Here is a 20,668-nt window from a genome sequence, read left to right on the forward strand (position 1 = left end):
TTTTCAATTAAAAAACTACTAATTTTTGTATTATCTATCTTTAAGGTTTAATAATTTTTTTAAATTATATATTAATTTCAAACATTATTATCATCACCTTCTATTACCGCATAAGTTGGAGCAAAAGAATACGCTAAAGATAAAACATAACCATTAAAATACATTCAAATATCAACGGTACCTAAAGACAAATTATCTATAATATATTTATTATTTTTTAATTTAGATTTTAATTGCGTGTTTTGTCATCTAAGACCTTTTTGCCCTAATTCATGACAATTAATTAATTCTAGTGAATCATTATTTTGAAAAAAACCATTCTTTTTTGCTAAATCAGTAGTTTTATCTTGTAAATATCTTAAAGTATCACTAAAATTATTATTTTCGTAAGCTTTAAAATCATTTTTATTCATTTTCATTGTAAAGTTACCTTCAAACTTACTGATAGTAAGGCGATTGTTTCAAATACCATCTTTAGAACAAAATTTGGCTAATTTATCAGCAGTACTATTAATTCGATTTTGTGTTGACATAGTATCACGGATGACAACAGGAATTTTAATAGGGTTTAATGTTAAATTATGATATGTTCAACTATTAATTTCAAATTCTCCGAACAAACTTACTTTATCTAGATCTGAAGTAATTTTGCTTCTATATTTTCAACTTTCAAATTTGTTTTCAAAGGTTTGTGCATATGAATTAGCTTTATTAGTAAAAATTGATTTAACATCAGAACCTGATTGATTTAAAAATACTTTTTGTGCCATACTTTGAAAATCATTTTGTTTTTCTTTAGTAACACTTCAATTATTATTATTATTTGGCAATTGATAATTATGAAATTTCGTTTGATCACGAGCAATAAATTTAGCTCCCAATTTTGTTTTTATCTTTTCTAAAATGTTTTCTTTTAACTCATTACTATTTCATCATTTTGAAATATTTCATTTTAAATCTAAAGTAGTTTCAACAGTATAATCTTTTAAATTATCTTCAATTTTGCTTGCTACTTTTTCAATTACGCCTTCAGTATTAGCATTTTGATTAATAAAGTTTATATCAAAAAAATCTATACTTAATTCACGATCTAATGTATTACCATCAAAATCCTTTCATTTCAAGTATATAGGGACTACGTCCCTCGCCACTACGTGGCTCACCCAAATTATAGTCCCAGTAGGTTCACTGGGACTATAACTATTTTTATTTATCTTTATTTTTAGGTTTATCTTTTTTCTTTAAAATATTATCTAATTTATCTAAACCAGCAGACTTAATATCAGTATAAGTCATATCAATACTACTTGCTTCTTTAAGGTATTTTCTAGGTGACAATTCACTTTTAAGTTCATGCACATAATGTAAAGCACGTGAATTATACCTTTTTAACCAGTGTCTAGGAAAAAATAAAGTCATAGCCATTGCTTCACCACTATAACTTGGAGGCATAATACCTTTTTTAATCATTTTCTTTGTTCTACGTCGTGAAAACACTACTTTATTATAATCATCAATATTAGTATATAAATTAAGATTAAATATAACAACAAAGCCCAAAAAACGCATTCTTTTAACTTGCACAACATACTCTACTTTTTCTCTTGCTTGTACTGGTATTCTATTAGGATGTTGTTCAATCAAATACATAGTACCATTAAACATATGACCTATTAACTTACAAAATTGTCCTAAACTTTCTTGTTGATTTTTAAACTGTACTCCTAAATCATTAGAATTTATCTTTAATGCTAATTCATCTAAAATTATTAAATCTTCTTCTTCAAAAGCATAATTACTTGCTAACTGATTAAAAGTAAAAACATCATTATAATTAACCAAATAAGAATAACCATTTTTTAAATAGAAATATCATGTTTTGCTTTATTAATATCTTGCATATTATCAGCATAAGTCAAAGTAACAAAACTTAAAACCTTTGAATTATAAAAATTATGATACGCTTTATGTATTAATTTTGTTTTAGTCCGAATTGCATTATTACGTAATTTTTTATCATTAATCCCTAAATTTTTAATACCAATTTCATTACGTTTATTATTTAAAATAGCACTCATAGGCAAAACTATATTTTTAACATAAGCACCATAATAAACTTTTTTAATATAAAAATCCTCGACAGCATTATTAATTTTATATATTTTTTTACTAACAAAATAATCATAACACAAAAAACAAAATAATTAATGAATTATCTTGCGGTGAATTGTGATACTTAATTAAATCAAATTTTAAACTTGATTTTAAAAGATTTCAAGATTCAATGTGATACTTTTCTTTATTATAATCATCCATCCCAAAAGCATTATTATTTTTTCATTCATTAAATTCAACTTTAGTAATTTTTGATTTATCAGTATTTAACTTTAAAATTTCATTAATATTAATACCAGAAAATAATGACTTTAAGTTAGAATCCTTACGTAGTTCAGCACCAAAATTACTAATGTTTTCTTTAATTATGTCATAAAAATGTTTAGTTAAATCTTGATTAGTAATTTCTTGGTTATCAATAATTTTATTAATTTCAGTTAATAGTTCTTGTCCAGAACTACCAAAGTTATCTGGTCTTAAAATATTTTTTTGTCTTTTATTAGTTCACCAAATAAACTATTAATTTTTTCTTCTGCTATTTTTAATAAATTAGTATCACTTTGTTCTTTACCATGCTCTTCTGGTATTGGTTCATCATTATTTCCACCACAAGCAATAATATTTGTAGTAGCAGTAGTACTTAAAATTATTGCCCCCAAAATACTTAATAATTTTTTCATAATTTATACCCCCTTAAATAAATCTTTTTATATGCTGAGTTATACTTGTAAGTGCAAGTAAATAAAATTGCAAAAAATTCTCATATAAAAATTTCATAATGCTAAATTTAGTTTAGAAAAAAGTAAGGAGTTTTTATATGAGTTATAAACATCTTGGCATAGATGAAAGAATTTATATTGAGAATCAATTGAAATTTAAATTTAAAATTAGTGAAATAGCTAAAAATCTTAATCGAAGTATTAGTACTATTATTCGAGAAATTAATAGAAATAAAGATAATAATCATTATTTTTCATTAATTGCACAAAATAAAGCTGAAAATCGAAAACAATCACATATTAGTTTTCATAAGTTTAAAAATAAGAATTTAGTAAAATATGTACAACAAAAATTACTATTAGGTTGATCACCTGAACAAATTTATGGCAGAATTAAAAATTTTCATAAAGAATGAGTTATTAGTTTTAAAACAATTTATACTTGAATTTATTTTGGAATGCTTGATAAAGTTACTAGTAAAAATTTAAGAAGAAAAGGTAAAAAACGAAAATCTAAAGAAAATCGTGGCAAGTTTAATGGTAAATCAATTAAAGAACGAGATATAAATGTTAATGATCGTATAACACTTGGTCATTGAGAAGGAGATACTATAGTATCATCACGAGGTAAAAGCAAATCATGTTTAATAACTTTAATTGAAAGAGTATCACGATTTACTTTAGCAATATTAGTTAAAAACAGAACTACTAAAGTTATTAATGCTAAATTGTAAAGGTAAGTGCAACTAAATTATTTTTCTATCCAAATATTCGATTGGTGAAAGATAATTTAGTATTTTTCTCGGTTTTTGATTTAAAGACAATATAAATTTATGAACTTCATTTTTATTAGTTTTTGAAAAAATAAATTTTTTAGGAAATTTTTCTCTAATTAAACCATTAGTATTTTCATTAGTACCTCTTTGTCAAGGTGAATATGGATTGGCAAAATAAATTTTTACATCTAAATTTTTTTCAAGTTGTTGTCAATTTGAAAATTCTTTGCCACGATCAAAAGTAATAGTTTTAACAATGTTTTTAGGAAGAATTGATAAATAATAACTGACATTTTTATTAATAACTTTAGTAGTTCTGTTTTTAACTAATATTGCTAAAGTAAATCGTGATACTCTTTCAACTAAAGTTATTAAACATGATTTGCTTTTACCTCGTGATGATACTATAGTATCTCCTTCTCAATGACCAAGTGTTATACGATCATTAACATTTATATCTCGTTCTTTAATTGATTTACCATTAAACTTGCCACGATTTTCTTTAGATTTTCGTTTTTTACCTTTTCTTCTTAAATTTTTACTAGTAACTTTATCAAGCATTCCAAAATAAATTCAAGTATAAATTGTTTTAAAACTAATAACTCATTCTTTATGAAAATTTTTAATTCTGCCATAAATTTGTTCAGGTGATCAACCTAATAGTAATTTTTGTTGTACATATTTTACTAAATTCTTATTTTTAAACTTATGAAAACTAATATGTGATTGTTTTCGATTTTCAGCTTTATTTTGTGCAATTAATGAAAAATAATGATTATTATCTTTATTTCTATTAATTTCTCGAATAATAGTACTAATACTTCGATTAAGATTTTTAGCTATTTCACTAATTTTAAATTTAAATTTCAATTGATTCTCAATATAAATTCTTTCATCTATGCCAAGATGTTTATAACTCATATAAAAACTCCTTACTTTTTTCTAAACTAAATTTAGCATTATGAAATTTTTATATGAGAATTTTTTGCAATTTTATTTACTTGCACTTACAAGTATAACTCAGCATTATAAATTAAAACTTAAATTTAAAAAATAAATAAAAATAAAATAAAACTTATTAAAGAAAACTTTAATAAGAATTTTTGAGTTATAAAAGTAAGTATTATTGTGTCAATATCGAGTGAAAATTTCCCAAAAATATTTATCAAAAAAAATAAAAAAGAAGTAAAATTTAACAAATAAAAGTTGCTTTGTTTTGAAAGTAAATATTTTTATATTTACTTTCAAAGGAGAACAAAATTATGAAATATTTTAGTCCAAGTTATTGATTTAAATTGTGAGTATTAACTGCTCCACTTTTAAATAATAAAATACAAGGTATTAATGGTAAGTCAATTGATAATTCAAATATTAAAAATTGAGTTAGAAAAAATACGACTAGTTTAGATTTAGTAAATCAACAATTAAATTTTGCAAGTAATAATCAAACAGATTTTATTATTAACAACCCAACAACAAATAGCAAAATAAATATGAATAAACATCGTCATGAAAAACACAGAAATCGATTAAAAAGAACATTAAATGGTAAAAACGAAATAAGGGGTAGTTGAGGTAAAGTAACTTGTTCATTTACACCAAAAACTTTTGAAGGAATAATAGCTGATTATCATTATTGAAAAGATAATCCTGCATGAGAACTTGGCGAAAAATTTAAAGAGGATATGATGCAACGATATAATTCTAATGATATTTCAATTACTGCAATTTTTCCATGAACATGAAAAGAAATACAACAAGTAGGTAAAACAATTTGAGATAATTTTTCAAAAATTGAAAAAGTATATACAGATAGTTCTAGAAAAGAACGTATAGAAATTGTACTTTATGAAAAACCATTTAATTGATTTGATTTTGAATCAGTAAGAATAATAACAGAAGATGAGAAATATTATCCAAATAATCGTCTTGATAATTTAGAAAATGATTTTCCAGATTGAAATAAAGATATAAAAATTAATTTAGGAAAAATTAATCATAACGTTGATAACGAAATTAAAAGTGCCATAAAGAAAAAATATCATAATTTTAAATTATCAGAAGTTTATTTATTGGATAAATCTAATTACTCACACTTTATTGGCTATTTTGAAAAAAAATAATTGTTGGTACTTTTAGTCCCTATTCTTATGGTTTGACAAAACCAACTTTTACCTATGTAACACAAGATAAATTTAATGAAATTTCAAATATTATAGCAAATGATTCAAAAGTTAAACAATGATTTGCACATATAAATGAATGAAATTCTACTTTACCACAAGCAATCAATAATTCTAAAACATTTAATCCTCAAGCATTATATAATTGAAAAAGACAAGAAAAAGAAATAATAAAAGGTTATATAAGAGATTGAAGTTATATTTCAACTTTAATTGAACATGAATTAAAGTTAGATGAATTAAACAAAAATATTCAAGGAATCAAAGCAGATTTTGAAACTTTAAAAAAACAAGTTAATGAACTTGACAACAGACTTCTAAATCTAGAAAATAAATCAAATTTAAATTGTGAAAACACATTAACTATTGTTAATGGTGCTTTAAATACTATTCCCATAATTGGTAATGTTGTTGGTGGTATTACAACAATGGCTTCTGGTGCTTGTGCTATTGGTGGTGTATAATTTTATTTTTTTATATCTTTAAAATCAATTTTAAGGCATCAAATTTGCTGCTCGACAAACGATTTAAAATTTTATATAGTTAAGTATTCACAAAAATAATCTTTTATAAAAAGAATTTTATCTAATTTTAATTTGGTATTATTAGTATCCATATCTTCAAGGATGGTTTTTATTTGGTATATAAACCTTTTTAGTTTTTATCAACTCTTCTTTGATAATTGGTTTTGGTGCTATTTCTTTTAATTCATATATTTGATGATTATAACTAAGATATAACTCATTAATAAACGATTTAAGTACAATTACATCAGTTCTAGGTTGTATGTATTGAACTTTGCTATTTTTATAAGGAAAATACTTTTTACCATAATATGTTATAGTTGAACCACTATCCGTTTTTCTTTTAGAAAATCTTGAAAGATAAATATTTATTTCTTCTTGGTTTGGAGCTTTAATCATAGCAGATTTATTATTATCAATAGGTAAGGCAAATTGCTTATTAAAAATACTTATATATATTTTAAGAAATTGATTAGCTTCTTCTAAATTTTTAATTTTATTAAGTCTAAGTTCACTAATTAAGCGACTTTGAAGTGTTCCAAATAAGCGTTCGATTCTACCCTTAGCTTGTGGAATGGAAGTTCTAATAATTTCAACACCTAAATCATTACAAGACTTTTGGAATTGAGTATAAGTATCATTTTCCGTGTTTATTTTGCCAGCATCGATTTGTTTTTTATATCCAAAAACTGTTCTATTATCAGTATAAAATGTTTTTGGTATGCCATATTTAGTTAAAATTTGATAAAAAACATTATAATAACCATCTAATGTTTCTTGATGATCAAATCATAGTCCGACAATATTGCCTGTAGCATCATCAATTGCAGCATGTAAAAAAGCTTTTGGTTTATCCTTACCAAATCAATGATGATTACTTGCATCCATTTGAATTAATTCACCAAAATTTGTTCTTCGGTTTCTTGTAGGATGCAAGTTATTTTTCTTATTTTTATGTCTTTTTGGTGAAGTAATTTTTTCTTTAATTAATATAGTATAAAGTGTACTATATGAAATTTTAATTTTTTCTTCATTGTTTAATTTCTCATGGAAATGTTGAAAATTAAAATTATAATATTTGGTTTTATATAAATTTATAATCTTAATTTTGATTTCAAAATTTGTTGTTTTATTAGAAATTTTATTTCGGGATTTATGAATAAAACCAACTTTACCTTCTCTATTGAAAATTTGAATTAATTGGTTAATTCTTCTAATAGTTAGGTTAAGTTTATTCTTAGCTTGATGTTTAGATAATTTATTAATAATAATGTCATTTATAATATTAAACTTATATTTTTCTTTCATAGTCATGCTTCTTTCCATATTTATCACCAAGTATATTTAACTTTACTTTTGGGAAATTTTTGCTCGATAACTAATAGGAAATTATCACTAAATAATGACAATAGTATATATATTACTTGAAAAAATTTAAAATTAATGTAGAATACGATTTTTTAAAAATATTTTTTCAATTTTAGTTTTATCAAAAACTTTATAAAGAAAATCTAAAACTTCATTTTTATTAAATTTATTTTTTAATCAATACCTAAATCTTAAACTATCTAAACTTATATAATAGTTAAAATCTTTAAAATAATCACTAGTAACAACATAATCATAACTTCCGCCAATTAATTGAGTATTACCTTGTTCATTTGGTTTAGTTTTAAATAAATAAAATTCTTTTGCTTTTTCACATGCTTGTACTAATTTTTGTAAACTTAACATTTTAGTACCACGAACTACAAGCGGATTTTTACAATTTCTACTAAAAGAATATGCTTGAATACCAACATCTTTTTGATTTAAAGATTTAATATTTTCTTGTACTTTTGTTACATATTTACTCAAATATTTAACCACAAATTCATTTGTACCTTTATGTACAACTTTTAAATCAATACCTTTATTATTACCAACATGTGGTCATCATTTAGTTATCATACTATAAGGTATTTTACGATTAAATAATATATGAAAATGTACGGCTCCTCGTTTTTGATATTCATAAACATAAAAATATCTTAATTCACCTAAATGTTTAGAACGTTTAGGGTCATTTCATCAACGTTTTAAACGTTTAAAAAATAATTGTAAATCATGTTTTGCTTTTCTAATATCAGTTTCATTTTTATGATAAGTTAAAGTTAAAAAACTTAAAATTCTTGCATTATAAAAATTATGTAATGCTTTTTGAACTAATTTACATTTAGTACGAACGTTATTATTTCTTAACTTAGTAATATTACCAATATTCTTTATACCTAATTTATTTCTTTCATTTTTTAACATATCAATAGGTAAAACAACATTTTTAACATAACAAGCATAAAAAATTTTTTTAACATAAAAATTATATGAAATATTCATTTATAAACATTCCTCGCATGAAATTTTTATAAAAATAAAATTGAATGATTTATAAATAAATATAAATCTTTATATATCTTATCATAGAAAATAAAAAAAGTATCAAACTTTACACTTGCGGTGAAAAATGATACTTAACTAAAATTATTATAAAACAATATAAATACTATACTTATTTTTTGATTTTTATAAGTATAAAAATTATAATAAATTTCTTAAAAAATTTAAAGTTTAGTTATCAAATAAATCCAATGTTTAAAATTGACTTATTATCGTTTATATTTTATTTTACTTAGAATATAGTAAAATTTTAAACAGATAATTAAAATAATTTTTATATAAAGTAAAAAAACTAAAAAGGGGGAATGATTATGAAAACACTATTAACAGCAGTAAGTTTTTTAACGGTTTCATCATCAATTGGAAACTTAAATTCTATTTTAAACACCGAAATTAAAACTACAAATATTTTAAAAAATGAACCAATAAAATATGATGGAAAAGATGAAATTTGTACTGTCTGAAAAGAAAATTCAAAAAGTCCTGCAACATTAATTTATATAAAAAGTAGTACTTTAGATAGTTGATTTAAACTTTTTTCTTTAAATGACCTTGAAAAATTAAGAGAAAAAATATACTACGATACCATAAAATTTCCTTATCAAGGAAATAATTGAGCAAAACCTAACATATATAAATTATCAGAGGTATTAATGAATATTCTTAAATCTTTAACTAGTATACGTGGATACAATACATACGGAGTTGAACTATGTTACTATTTTGGAACTTTGTTTAGTAAAAAGCCACAATTTTCACCAAATACTCACGATAAAAATATAATAGAAAAATATTATAAATTTTTATGACATGATACTTTAAAAATTGCATTAAGTCGATATGAATGACAAAAAATTTTAAATACTAATAAAAATAAAACTGAAATTTTTAATATTATTTCTAGATTTCCCGAATGAGATGCAAGTGGTTGAAAAGGTTATATCTCAAACAAAGATTTATATACTTTATCTGAAAAAATTATTGAGAATTTTAATCAATTAAAAACTAAATTCGAAAATAGTAATACAGGATGAAAAGTAGTAACTAACACTACTGGCTCATGAACAGAACTTGAACAAGAATAAAATATACTTACAAAAAAATAATGAAAAGAAAGAGAGAAAAAATATAATGTTTAAAAAATTTAAAGAAATTTTCAAAAAGAAAAAATGACATTGTGATTATTGTAAAGAAAATTATCCTCTACTTTGTCCAATCAAAGGATTAGAAAAAGATGGAGAAGATTTTGAAAAAAAACCAAAAGATTAATTTTATACTTTAAATAAAAATAGGCATTTGCCTATTTTTATTTTTTTCTGTTTATAAATTGATATAAATTAATAAATTCTTTACTAATTTCAATCATCATTTGTGTTGTTAACAAATGATCTTCAGAATGCATAAACAATACTGAAAAAGGTAATTGATAACCTTTACCTTCTTCAACAATGACGCTCATATGTGATTGCAAAACTTTAGTAATATTATCGTTTGCTTCATCAATCATTTTTAATGCTGTTTCAAATTGTCCTTCCTTAGCGAGAGTAATTGCTTCTATTGCTAAAGATTTTGCTTTTCCAGCAAAAGAAATTATTTCAAGTGAAATTTTTTCAAAATCAATATTATTACTTTTCTCTTTTTCTTTAATGCTCATAGTATTATTTTTTAATTTCTAACAAACTCATTGCTAATTCTAACGTTTCTTTACCTTGAACCATCGCATAAACTGCTGCTGGAATAATATTAAGAGCAGCATTTCCAATAATATTAGTAAAATCATTTTTCATATAACTTACTTGTGGTCCTAATAAAACAACATCCCATTTTTCACCTTTAGCAAAAGATGCTTTTGCTTCAGTAGCACCTAATGCTTTCACTTCATAATCTAAATTTAACTCTTTAATATACTCTTTCATATTTGCTTCTAGTCTTAAAGTGCTCATACCAGCTGAACACGTAAGTAATATCTTTATCATCTATCTTCCTCCTAATAAACAAAAATCAAATATACATAACTAAGAATATTATACATTGATATTTTTAAATTTGAATTTTAATGGTTTTAAAAAATATAACTTTTAACTAAAGATTAAAAATATATTACTAATATATATTGTAACTTTGATCACTATTGTGTAAAATTCATAATACTATCTAAAAATAAAGGGACTGATTATATGAAAGGCAAAAAGAAAAAAACATAACTACATGAGGATTTATTATGTCAGTACTGGGTGCTGCTGTAGGATTAGGAAGTATTTGGGGATTTCCAAATCAAATGAATAAACATGGTGGTATCTTTTTAATTCCATTCTTTATTGCACTAATTGTCTGTGCTTTACCAATTTTATTAATTGAAATCAATTTAGGTAATAAATATCATAAAAATCATGTTGAAATTTTTAAAGATTTAGCAAAAACTCCTGGGACTTTCTTTGGATTTTTACAAACTGCAGTTGTTTGAATAATGGGTGTATTTTATAGTGTTCTTGTCGCTTGATCATTATTGGCAATAGTTATGTCTTTTCTTCCTGGTTTAAATCAACAAGGATTTTTCTTAAATAAATTAATTGGTCAAACTTCCAACGATGTACCACAAAATTTTAGTCAATTGGGTAATATTAGTATTTGAGTTTTAATTAGTTTAATTATGGTTTGAATTATTACTGGTGTTATTTTGTTGGGTGGCGTTGTTAAAGGGATTGATTTAGCAAATAAAATTTTTATTCCTAGCCTATTTATCATGATTTTAATGATGATGATTTATGTTTTAACTTTACCTGGTGCTCTAGATGGTTTAAAAACAATGTTTAGTTTTAATAGTAAAAAAATATTAACTAGTAGCATTTGAACTGATGCTTTTGGACAAGCCTTCTTTATGCTTTCAACTTGTACAGGTGTCATTATTATTTTTTCAAGTCATGCGCCAATTGGTACTAGTAATACTAATAAAGGTTTAATTATTATGGTTGGTACTGTTATTGTTGCTTTATTAACAACATGTACTGTTTTTGGAGGAATCGGTGCAATTGCATATAATCAGCATAAAACTATTGATGAAGTATTTATTTCGGGTCCAACTTTAATTTTTCAAGTTTTTCCACAAGTTTTTGCAATCATTACTGAGCAAACACATCTTCCATTTTTAAGTCACACCCTAGCTTTCCTTTTCTTTTTATCAGTATTTTTGGTATATCTTCATTAATAGCAATAGCTGAAGCCGTTGTTAATCCTCTAATTAGTTGTTATGGCATTAAACGTTATCAAGCATTATTAATAATGATTATTAGTAGTTTTATGCTTGGTTTAATATTCTGCTTTAATAATAGTAGTCCTTTAATTGATGGACTTGCAATATGAGTTACTGGTATTTGACAAATGATTATTGGTATTTGTGAATTAATTGGTGTTATCCTTATTTGAAAATGTTATGATAGTTTAAAAGAATTTAATAATCAATATTCATGAGTTAAATGAAATAAAGGTTTCAAATATTTATGTTTAATCCTTATTCCAACAATTATTTTAATTAACTTGGTCTTTGCTTTATATCAATTAATTAATAATATAATTAGTAATCCTTTTATATTTCTAACTATTGGCTTGACGCTAGGAGCTATTACTGTTTTATTATTTACTTTAATTTTTACTTTTTGAAATAATATTAAAATCTATTTTATAAAAATTAATAATAAACTATTTAAACAAAAAACAAAAACTGAAATTATTAAAGTCGACACTGAATAAAATTAATATAACTGCTAATTTAAATAGATAATTATTCATTAAACAGTCATATTAAAATATCTTATATAATAAAATATGCTATATAAAATCCAAACATAATAATAAATAAAAATGAATTCAATCCAATAATATTATTAATAAAGTTATTTAGGTAACTTTATTTTATTCATTATCAATTTCTTTGTTTTCTATTAAAATAATATTATTAGTAACTTCTTCATTATCAATTTCAATAATATTTTTTTATCTAATTTATAATATTTATTAATAATACGTTGTATTTGTTTAATCTTATTTTCAGATCTATTAATATATGATTTATTAAACGTATATTTATTATATCTCAAATCTATTATTGCAGTCTTTACCTCATTTTTCATTTGTTGATATAAATTACCATTTTTAAAAACATAATTTATATCATTTTTATTCAATAAAAAATCTTTTATTTCTTTTTCAATTGCATTATTAATTGTATCTAGTCTAGAACTACTATTAATTGAAGCAACTACACAAACTATAATAACTCCTATAACAATAACTATTATAGGCAAACCTATAATCATAAACATTAAATCATTATTATTCATTTCAGTATTATACATTTTTTAATTCACTTTCAATCTTTAATTTTTACTTTTCTCTTTTAATTTATTTTTTATTCTTTTTCAAAATTTAAACTATGGATATTGTTTATTATATATAACCATATAATCAATTAAAGTACTAATAATATTTTAATTTATATATATTGTATATTTTTTAAAAAAATAAATAAAAATTACTAATAGTTCACATCATAATAATATTTATTAAAATGGTTAGTAAGTAGTAACAAACACCCCTATATATGATATTATTTTTATACAATCACTCAACCAATAAATTTAAAATAGAAAAGTTAGGAGTTTAAAATTATGAAAGATTTTAAAAATATTAAAATTAAACAAATTAAAAATAGCAATAATAAAATTGGTATCTTATTAGGTACTCTAATTTTATTGTTATTAATAACTTTTAGTTTATTAAGACTACTACCAATTGGTAAATTTTTAGACGACTTTATATTTTCTTTTTTATTTGGATGAAGCAAATATTTAATTTATATATTATTATATATATCTTTAATTCCACTTTGTTTTAATTATTATTTTAAATTTAAAGCTTCCTTTGTTTGAGCAATAATTACTACTATTATATGCTGCGCTTGAACAATTGAAACTATTACTATTATTAGTCATTATGATAATATTTGATTTAATAATAAATTTCATATTAATTTAATTAATGATTATTATCAATCTTGATGAAATTCAACTATTTTTAATAATTATCATGGATTTTTCAAATCACCTATTTCCTTTAATAATTGAACTATTGATAGTTTCTTTCCCTCTTATCTTGTTGGCGGATTAATTGGTAATACTATATTAGAATTTTTAGGTTACACAACTTTTTTTGTTAATTTTATATTAAATATATTAATGATTATTATTTGTTTTAGTTGATTATTTTTTAACCGTCCCTTAATTTTATTTATCACTATTTCAAATCATATCAAAGAAACAATTTTAGATTTTAAAGTTAAGCGAAAAGATCAAAAAATTAATAAATTAGAAAAAGCAAAAGAAAAACAAAAAAAACTTACTTTGGCACAAAATAATACTATCAAAATCAATAATCTAAAAAAGAACTAAAACTAGTTTTAGCAAATAATAATATTAGAATCGAAGCACCAATAGCTGGTAAATCAATGATTGGAATTGAAGTTAGTAATAAAAATATTGTTCCAACTAATATGCAAGAACAATTTGAAAATATAAGCGAAAAATATAAAAATAAAAAATTATTAATTAGTATTGGTAGAAATACTACTGGTGATTACATCTTTCATTCATTAAAAGAAATGCCCCACTTATTAATTGCTGGTAGTACTGGTTCAGGAAAATCAGTTTTTATTAATGATTTACTAATTTCTTTGCTCTTACAATACAAACCTCATGAAATAAAACTAATATTAATCGATCCTAAATGAGTAGAATTAGCAATTTATAATAATATCCCACATTTAATTATTCCAGTAATTAATGAAGCAAACAAAACACCAGCAGCATTACAAGTAGTAATTTTAGAAATGATGCGTCGATACCAACTATTTGCAAAAAATGGAAATCGTGATATTGAAAGTTATAATAAAAAAATAAGTCAAGAAATTGATAAATTACCTTATTATATTATTGTTATTGATGAATTAGCAGATTTAATGGTACAAGCAAGCAAACAAATTGAAGAAGGGATCATGCGAATTACACAAATGGGTCGAGCAGCAGGAATTCATTTAGTAATAGCAACACAAAGACCATCAGTAGATGTAATTACTGGCGTAATTAAAAATAATATTCCAGCAAGAATTGCTTTTAAAGTTGCATCTTGAATTGATTCAAAAACAATCCTTGATACTGCTGGAGCAGAAAAATTATTAGGTAAAGGCGATATGTTATTTTTAGCTCCAGGACAAAATAATATCAATCGTTTACAAGCACCATGAATTAGTGATGAAGATGTTTCAAAATTAATAAAGTTTATTAAAGAACAATCTTCGGTTAAATATGATAATAATTTTATTGAAAAAATGAAAGAAATTAAAGATTCAAAAAAATAAAATAATTATTTTATTATTGAGGTAATTTTATATTTTCATAAATGGGAAATTTATTTAAAAGCATATCAACTTTTTTTCTTAATTCATTTAAACCATCATCATTAATACCCTTAGGTAATTTTCAAGCACTAATAATAATCTTTCCTAATTCAATAAACTGCTCTTCTTTAAAACCTCTCGTTGTCATTGCTGGACTACCAAAACGAACACCACTAGTAATAACAGCTGGTAAAGGATCAAAGGGAACACCATTCTTATTAGCAACAATATTAATCTTTTCTAAAATATCAACAGCTTCTTTACCATTTAAACCGTTAATATTAGTAACATTAACAGTTAATAAATGATTATCAGTTCCACCCGCCACTACATGAAATTTTGCATCAAGAAAAGTTTTCGCTAATGCTTGAGCATTTTTAATTACTTGCATTTGATAAGTTTTAAATTCTGGCGTTAATGCTTCATAAAAAGCTTGTGCTTTTGCTGCAATAATATGTTCCAATGGCCCACCTTGATTACCGGGAAATACCGCACTATCAATTTTCTTTTTTAATTCTTCGGTGCAAAGAATAGCACCACCACGTGGTCCTCTTAATGTTTTATGAGTTGTTGTTGTTGTAATATCAGCATAACAAATAGGATTTTGATGTAATCCAGCAGCAATTAATCCAGCAATATGCGCCATATCAACCATTAAATATGCTCCAACAGTATCGGCAATTTTACGAAACTTTGATCAATCAATAAGTCTTGAATAAGCACTAGCTCCTGCTACAATAATTTTTGGTTTACATTCTTTAGCAATTTTTAAAATTTCATCATAATCTAAATATTCATCCTTTTTACTTACACCATAATTAACACCGTGATAAATTTTACCAGAAAAATTAATTTTATAACCATGAGTTAAATGACCACCGGCATCAAGTTCCATACCAAGAATAGTATCACCTGGACGTAATATAGCAGCATATGCTTCAGCATTAGCTTGACTACCAGAATGAGGTTGTACATTAGCATGAAAATTACCTTTTTTACATTGACCTGGTTTATGATTACAATTAAATAATTGTTTAAAACGCTCTATTGCCAAATTTTCAATTTTATCAACATTTTCGCAACCATTATAATATCTTCTGCCCGGATAACCTTCTGCATACTTATTAGTTAATATTGTTCCAGCAAGTGTAAGTACAGCTGGTGATACATAGTTTTCTGAAGCTATTAATTCAATATGATTTTGTTGACGTTGTCATTCATCTTTCACAATTTTTTTTAATTCTGGGTCAAGACCCTTATTAAAAGATTTATCCATTTTTAAACATCCTCTCTTTAATAATTTAATAGTAAAATTATTTTAGTTTTGCAACTCTTAATTGATGTCTTTTTTCATCACTTGTTTTAGTATTTAAAAATAATTTCACAAGTTCTACTGCTTTATAATCAGAAATAATTCTAGCACCTAGTGCTAAAACATTAGCGTCATTATGAAGCCTTGCCAATCTTACTGTTTCTTCTTCATAGCAAAGGGCACAACGAACACCATTAATACGATTGGTAGCAATGCTAATACCAATACCAGTACCACAAATTACAATACCAAAATCTGCTTTTTTACTAACAATAGCATTAGCAACATTAAAACCAAAATTAGGATAATCAACAGGCTCACTGCTATTTGTTCCTAAATCTAAAATTTGATAGCCTTCTGTATGTAAAAATTTAATAATTGGTTGTTTAAATTCATAAGCGGTATGATCATTACCAATAGCAATTACTAAACCATTAGTTTTCAACTTTATCACTTCCTTAGTTTAAATATTAGTTTTATTATACCTATTAATTTTAAAATTAATATATTTTCTTTTTAAAATAATTTTTATTACAAAAAGAAAAATATTTTTTCCTATAATAATCAAATTTAATCATTATTGCTATTAATAAATATGTTAAAATACTGCTAAAAGAAAGGTGAGATTCTTATTATGAAAATTAAAAAAATGATCGGAAATAAGTATGCATTAATTATTGAAAAAGATGAAATGATTATTAAAACTTTAGAGCAATTTGCTATTAAAGAAAATATAGGAATGGCACAATTCCAAATGATTGGTGCTATTACTAATGTCACTTTAGGCTATATTCCTAAAAAAAGTACTGATTATGTAAAAAAAACTTTTCTTGAACAATATGAATTGTTATCAACAATTGGAACAATCATTTGAGATGAAAAAGATAGAAATAAACCAATTATTCATTGCCATACTACTTTTGGTGATGATAATTTTAACGTAATTGGTGGTCATATGTTAGACGCGAAAGTTGCTATTAAGGCTGAAGTAATAATTGATATTTTAAGTAATGAAAAAATATCACAAGTTATTGATAATAAAAGTAATTTTCATATTTGAAATTTATCTTAATTTAAGATTTTCCTAATGAACCAAATTCTGTTAATAATTCTTTAGCTTTAAGTTTAATTGCTTCCATTCCTGGCTTAAAAATTTTTCTAGGATCAAACCCTTTATCTTCATTAAGTTTTCCTTCCGTAACATATTTTTCAATAACTGCGGCGAACACTTCTTGTAATTCAGTATTAACATTAATTTTACTAATTCCTAAATTAATAGCTTTTTTAACCTGATCTTTTGGAATTCCAGAACCACCATGTAATACCATTGGCTTATTTGAAGCTACTGATAAATTTTTTAACACATCAAAATTTAAACCATCTCAATTTTTAGGATACTTTCCATGAATATTATTTATTCCGGCTGCTAAAAAGTCAATTCCTAAAGCTGCTAATGATTTACAATCTTCCTCACTAGCAATCTCACCACTACCAATAACTCCATCTTCTTCACCACCAATAGTACCTGCTTCTGCTTCAACAGATGCATTTTTTTTCTTAGCATAAGCAACTACTTCTTTGGTACCTTTTATATTTTCATTAAAATCTAAATGAGAACCATCAAACATAACAGAACTAAAACCAGCATCTAATGCTTTCTTACAAGAATCTACTGATTGACCATGATCTAAATGTAATGCCACTGGAATAGTAATATTTAAATCATTCAATAGCGCTAAAGTCATACTAGCAACTGTGTTAAATCCACCCATGTATTTAATAGCACCTTCTGAAACACCTAAAATAACAGATGATTTAGTTTCTTGTGCAACTTCAAGAATAGATCTTGTTCATTCTAAATTATTAATATTAAAGTGAGCAACGGCATATTTACCTGCTTTTGCTTTATCAATCATATTTTTTGCACTAACAAATTTATTCATTTCTTTTCCTTCTTTCTTAAAATATTATAACCTTATATTATATATTTTCATAAAAAATCTAGTTGCATATATATTTTGAGAATATACAATTCATAAAAATTATAACAATTTTAAAATTAAATTTTCTTACTTTATCATTATTTTTTAATAATACTTTTAATTAATCCTAAAAATAAAGGATTTGGTTTATTAATTCTTGATGTGAACTCAGGATGAAACTGACTTGCAATAAAGAATGGATGTACTTCTTTTGGCAACTCAATCACTTCTACCAAATCTTCTTTATTATATATACCACTAAAAATTAATCCATTTTTTGCAAGTAATGTTTTATAACTATTATTAAATTCATAACGATGACGATGACGTTCAATAATAATAGTTTGTTTATAAAGAGATTTTGCTAATGAATCATTAATTAAAGTGGTTGGATAATTACCCAATCTTAAAGTTCCCCCGATTTGATCATTTTTATTTTTGCCACGTAATAAATCAAAAATAGGATTTTTAGTTTTTTCATTAAATTCAGTAGAATTAGCATCTTGTAAATTACATACATTACGAGCATATTCAATACAAGCTAACTGCATACCTAAACATAATCCCAAGAAAGGAACTTTATTAACTCGAGTATAATTAATTGCATTGATTTTGCCTTCAACACCACGATTACCAAAGCCACCAGGAACAATTATTGCTTGGAAAGGAGAAAGCATAGAATTAATGTTTTTACTATCTAAACTTTCAGCGTTAATAATTTTATAATTAACTTTAGTATTAAGACTATAACCTGCAATTTTCAATGATTCAATTACTGATAAGTAAGCATCACTTAAATTCGAATATTTTGCCACAATACCAACAGTAACTTCTTGATTAATATTATCTAACTTTTTAACAATTGTATGTCATTCTGACATATCTGGTTTAGTTTTATTTAATTTTAATAATTCTGAAACTACTTCATCAATTTTTTGTTGTTCTAAAGATAATGGCACTTTATAAATATTATCACAATCAGGAATTGCTAAAACATGCCTGCGTTTAATATTACAAAATAAAGATAATTTATCAAAAATATGATCGGGTGGCATAGTTTCACTACGACAAACCAAAATATCAGGTTGAATACCTAATGATAATATTTCTTTTACTGAATGTTGACTGGGTTTCGTTTTAAATTCACCAACCGAATGTAAATAAGGAATTAATGTAGTATGAATAACAATAACATTTTCATGACCTTTTTCGTTTTTAACTTGTCTAATGGCTTCAATAAAAGCTAATGATTCAATATCACCAACTGTTCCACCAATTTCGGTAATAATAACATCAGCCTTACTATTAATTGCGGAATTAAAAATATGTTTTTTAATTTCATCAGTAACATGTGGTACAACTTGTACAGTTTTCCCTTCATAAAAACCATCGCGTTCCTTTTTTAAAACAGTTTGGTATACTTTTCCGGCAGTAATATTGGAGTCTCTAGTCAGATTTTCATCAATAAAACGTTCATAATGACCTAAATCTAAATCAGTTTCAGCACCATCACTAGTTACATATACTTCACCATGTTGATAAGGACTCATAGTACCTGGGTCAACATTAATATAAGGGTCAAATTTTTGCATAAAAATCTTAATATTTTTTTGCTTTAATATACGCCCAAGCGATGCTGCTGTAATTCCTTTACCTAAAGATGATACAACACCACCAGTAATAAATATATACTTTGAATTCATTAGTTTTCTCCTAAATATTAATTAATAATATCATTATTATTCATCATCATAACTATCTTCTAATGGTTGAATACTAATGGTATTTAAATCATCATCTTCATCTTCTACGTCTTCACTTAAATCTATAGTTTCATCATTATCTGTAACTGTTTCAGTACTATCAATTTCTTCTTTTGTATTACTTGGAATTTCTACTCTTGTCATATGTTCTTTAATTTCCTCTAATGAGACTTCATTACGTGGATATCAAAGTTTATCATTTTTTAAGAAAAAATTGGTATTTAAAATAATTCCAGTATAAAGTTCACCAGCAATTTTTTCTTCATCTTCTTTAGAAATATTACATTGTTTTTTAACATGTGTTCAAATTTCATTAAAACTGCTTTTTTTCTTTTTGCATAAAAAACTATATGCTACTTCTACTAATGTTTGTTTGTTTTGCATTTCTTAATCACCTTCTAAATTGTATA

The 20,668-nt window shown here is 24.1% G+C and carries 25 protein-coding genes; 10 read left to right on the forward strand and 15 right to left on the reverse strand.

All coding sequences use genetic code 4. The features are described 5' to 3' along the window. Positions 1-71: 71 nt before the first annotated feature. The 4 genes from AACL03_RS03935 to AACL03_RS03950 all read right to left on the reverse strand — a co-directional run bounded on the left by AACL03_RS03935 (position 72) and on the right by AACL03_RS03950 (position 2,795). Positions 72-1,124 (reverse strand): hypothetical protein, encoded by a 1,053-nt coding sequence (locus AACL03_RS03935; protein WP_339039412.1) that lies wholly within the window; start codon positions 1,122-1,124, stop codon positions 72-74. An 82-nt stretch (positions 1,125-1,206) separates the two neighbouring features. Continuing rightward, positions 1,207-1,842: a zonular occludens toxin domain-containing protein gene (locus AACL03_RS03940; protein ID WP_339039414.1), complete on the reverse strand. Its 636-nt coding sequence runs from the start codon at positions 1,840-1,842 to the stop codon at positions 1,207-1,209. Between the two features lie 17 nt (positions 1,843-1,859). Next, positions 1,860-2,192, reverse strand: coding sequence for a hypothetical protein (locus AACL03_RS03945; RefSeq protein WP_339039416.1), 333 nt, complete (start codon positions 2,190-2,192; stop codon positions 1,860-1,862). A gap of 399 nt (positions 2,193-2,591) precedes the next feature. Next, positions 2,592-2,795 carry a lipoprotein gene (locus AACL03_RS03950; RefSeq protein WP_339039417.1) on the reverse strand — a complete coding sequence of 68 codons (204 nt, stop codon included), beginning with the start codon at positions 2,793-2,795 and terminating at the stop codon, positions 2,592-2,594. A gap of 137 nt (positions 2,796-2,932) precedes the next feature. On the opposite strand from AACL03_RS03950, the gene AACL03_RS03955 reads away from it, so the two are divergent. Continuing rightward, the gene (locus tag AACL03_RS03955; protein ID WP_339039419.1) at positions 2,933-3,568 is read left to right on the forward strand and encodes an IS30 family transposase; all 636 of its coding nucleotides are present in this window, start codon (positions 2,933-2,935) and stop codon (positions 3,566-3,568) included. Positions 3,569-3,580: 12 nt separating this feature from the next. Here AACL03_RS03955 and AACL03_RS03960 read toward each other — a convergent pair whose 3' ends face one another. Further along, the gene (locus AACL03_RS03960) at positions 3,581-4,531 is read right to left on the reverse strand and encodes an IS30 family transposase (protein ID WP_339038665.1); all 951 of its coding nucleotides are present in this window, start codon (positions 4,529-4,531) and stop codon (positions 3,581-3,583) included. A 341-nt stretch (positions 4,532-4,872) separates the two neighbouring features. Here AACL03_RS03960 and AACL03_RS03965 point away from each other — a divergent pair, with 341 nt between their 5' ends. After that, positions 4,873-5,733, forward strand: a complete 861-nt coding sequence (locus tag AACL03_RS03965) for a hypothetical protein (RefSeq protein ID WP_339038780.1) — start codon at positions 4,873-4,875, stop codon at positions 5,731-5,733. 32 nt (positions 5,734-5,765) lie between these two features. Beyond that, a complete protein-coding gene (locus AACL03_RS03970) occupies positions 5,766-6,257 on the forward strand; it encodes a hypothetical protein (RefSeq protein WP_338980346.1) in 492 nt (163 codons plus the stop codon). A 141-nt stretch (positions 6,258-6,398) separates the two neighbouring features. Here the strand turns inward: AACL03_RS03970 and AACL03_RS03975 are convergent, their stop codons facing one another. Together AACL03_RS03975 and AACL03_RS03980 are read right to left on the reverse strand one after the other, a co-directional pair. Continuing rightward, a complete protein-coding gene (locus AACL03_RS03975) occupies positions 6,399-7,643 on the reverse strand; it encodes an ISNCY family transposase (protein ID WP_339038837.1) in 1,245 nt (414 codons plus the stop codon). A gap of 114 nt (positions 7,644-7,757) precedes the next feature. Then, positions 7,758-8,693 (reverse strand): rolling circle replication-associated protein, encoded by a 936-nt coding sequence (locus AACL03_RS03980; RefSeq protein WP_339038695.1) that lies wholly within the window; start codon positions 8,691-8,693, stop codon positions 7,758-7,760. A 371-nt stretch (positions 8,694-9,064) separates the two neighbouring features. Between AACL03_RS03980 and AACL03_RS03985 the strand changes: the two genes are divergently transcribed. Both AACL03_RS03985 and AACL03_RS03990 read left to right on the forward strand, forming a co-directional pair. Further along, positions 9,065-9,838 carry a hypothetical protein gene (locus tag AACL03_RS03985; RefSeq protein ID WP_339039421.1) on the forward strand — a complete coding sequence of 258 codons (774 nt, stop codon included), beginning with the start codon at positions 9,065-9,067 and terminating at the stop codon, positions 9,836-9,838. Positions 9,839-9,884: 46 nt separating this feature from the next. Beyond that, entirely contained in the window at positions 9,885-10,022 is a 138-nt protein-coding gene (locus AACL03_RS03990; protein ID WP_252320481.1) for a hypothetical protein, read from the forward strand. A 37-nt stretch (positions 10,023-10,059) separates the two neighbouring features. Here AACL03_RS03990 and AACL03_RS03995 read toward each other — a convergent pair whose 3' ends face one another. Beyond that, entirely contained in the window at positions 10,060-10,407 is a 348-nt protein-coding gene (locus AACL03_RS03995; RefSeq protein WP_339039424.1) for a PTS lactose/cellobiose transporter subunit IIA, read from the reverse strand. A 4-nt stretch (positions 10,408-10,411) separates the two neighbouring features. Next, complete coding sequence (locus AACL03_RS04000; RefSeq protein ID WP_338958767.1) at positions 10,412-10,729, reverse strand: PTS sugar transporter subunit IIB; 318 nt, start codon at positions 10,727-10,729, stop codon at positions 10,412-10,414. A 245-nt stretch (positions 10,730-10,974) separates the two neighbouring features. On the opposite strand from AACL03_RS04000, the gene AACL03_RS04005 reads away from it, so the two are divergent. Further along, positions 10,975-11,958 carry a sodium-dependent transporter gene (locus tag AACL03_RS04005; protein WP_339039426.1) on the forward strand — a complete coding sequence of 328 codons (984 nt, stop codon included), beginning with the start codon at positions 10,975-10,977 and terminating at the stop codon, positions 11,956-11,958. 74 nt (positions 11,959-12,032) lie between these two features. Then, positions 12,033-12,500 (forward strand): hypothetical protein, encoded by a 468-nt coding sequence (locus tag AACL03_RS04010; protein WP_339039428.1) that lies wholly within the window; start codon positions 12,033-12,035, stop codon positions 12,498-12,500. 191 nt (positions 12,501-12,691) lie between these two features. Here AACL03_RS04010 and AACL03_RS04015 read toward each other — a convergent pair whose 3' ends face one another. Continuing rightward, complete coding sequence (locus AACL03_RS04015; RefSeq protein ID WP_339039430.1) at positions 12,692-13,105, reverse strand: hypothetical protein; 414 nt, start codon at positions 13,103-13,105, stop codon at positions 12,692-12,694. Positions 13,106-13,417: 312 nt separating this feature from the next. Between AACL03_RS04015 and AACL03_RS04020 the strand changes: the two genes are divergently transcribed. Further along, positions 13,418-14,197, forward strand: coding sequence for a TMF family protein (locus tag AACL03_RS04020; RefSeq protein ID WP_339039432.1), 780 nt, complete (start codon positions 13,418-13,420; stop codon positions 14,195-14,197). A gap of 56 nt (positions 14,198-14,253) precedes the next feature. Further along, the gene (locus AACL03_RS04025) at positions 14,254-15,162 is read left to right on the forward strand and encodes an FtsK/SpoIIIE domain-containing protein (RefSeq protein WP_339039434.1); all 909 of its coding nucleotides are present in this window, start codon (positions 14,254-14,256) and stop codon (positions 15,160-15,162) included. Positions 15,163-15,175: 13 nt separating this feature from the next. On the opposite strand, the gene glyA is transcribed toward AACL03_RS04025, so the two are convergent. After that, entirely contained in the window at positions 15,176-16,477 is a 1,302-nt protein-coding gene (glyA, locus tag AACL03_RS04030) for a serine hydroxymethyltransferase (protein ID WP_339039436.1), read from the reverse strand. 37 nt (positions 16,478-16,514) lie between these two features. Further along, positions 16,515-16,943, reverse strand: a complete 429-nt coding sequence (gene rpiB, locus AACL03_RS04035) for a ribose 5-phosphate isomerase B (protein WP_174480264.1) — start codon at positions 16,941-16,943, stop codon at positions 16,515-16,517. Between the two features lie 204 nt (positions 16,944-17,147). On the opposite strand from rpiB, the gene AACL03_RS04040 reads away from it, so the two are divergent. Continuing rightward, positions 17,148-17,585 (forward strand): PPC domain-containing DNA-binding protein, encoded by a 438-nt coding sequence (locus AACL03_RS04040; RefSeq protein ID WP_338977998.1) that lies wholly within the window; start codon positions 17,148-17,150, stop codon positions 17,583-17,585. 1 nt (position 17,586) lies between these two features. Here the strand turns inward: AACL03_RS04040 and fba are convergent, their stop codons facing one another. From fba to rpoE, 3 genes are all read right to left on the reverse strand, one after another. Then, positions 17,587-18,456: a class II fructose-1,6-bisphosphate aldolase gene (gene fba, locus AACL03_RS04045; RefSeq protein ID WP_338958782.1), complete on the reverse strand. Its 870-nt coding sequence runs from the start codon at positions 18,454-18,456 to the stop codon at positions 17,587-17,589. Between the two features lie 137 nt (positions 18,457-18,593). Further along, positions 18,594-20,198: a CTP synthase gene (locus AACL03_RS04050; protein ID WP_339039439.1), complete on the reverse strand. Its 1,605-nt coding sequence runs from the start codon at positions 20,196-20,198 to the stop codon at positions 18,594-18,596. Positions 20,199-20,234: 36 nt separating this feature from the next. After that, positions 20,235-20,642 carry a DNA-directed RNA polymerase subunit delta gene (gene rpoE, locus AACL03_RS04055; protein WP_174480191.1) on the reverse strand — a complete coding sequence of 136 codons (408 nt, stop codon included), beginning with the start codon at positions 20,640-20,642 and terminating at the stop codon, positions 20,235-20,237. Positions 20,643-20,668: the final 26 nt, after the last annotated feature.

Origin of the sequence: Spiroplasma endosymbiont of Andrena trimmerana, assembly GCF_964019575.1 — a bacterium.
In the GTDB taxonomy this organism is placed as follows: Bacteria; Bacillota_I; Bacilli_A; order Mycoplasmatales; family VBWQ01; genus Spiroplasma_E.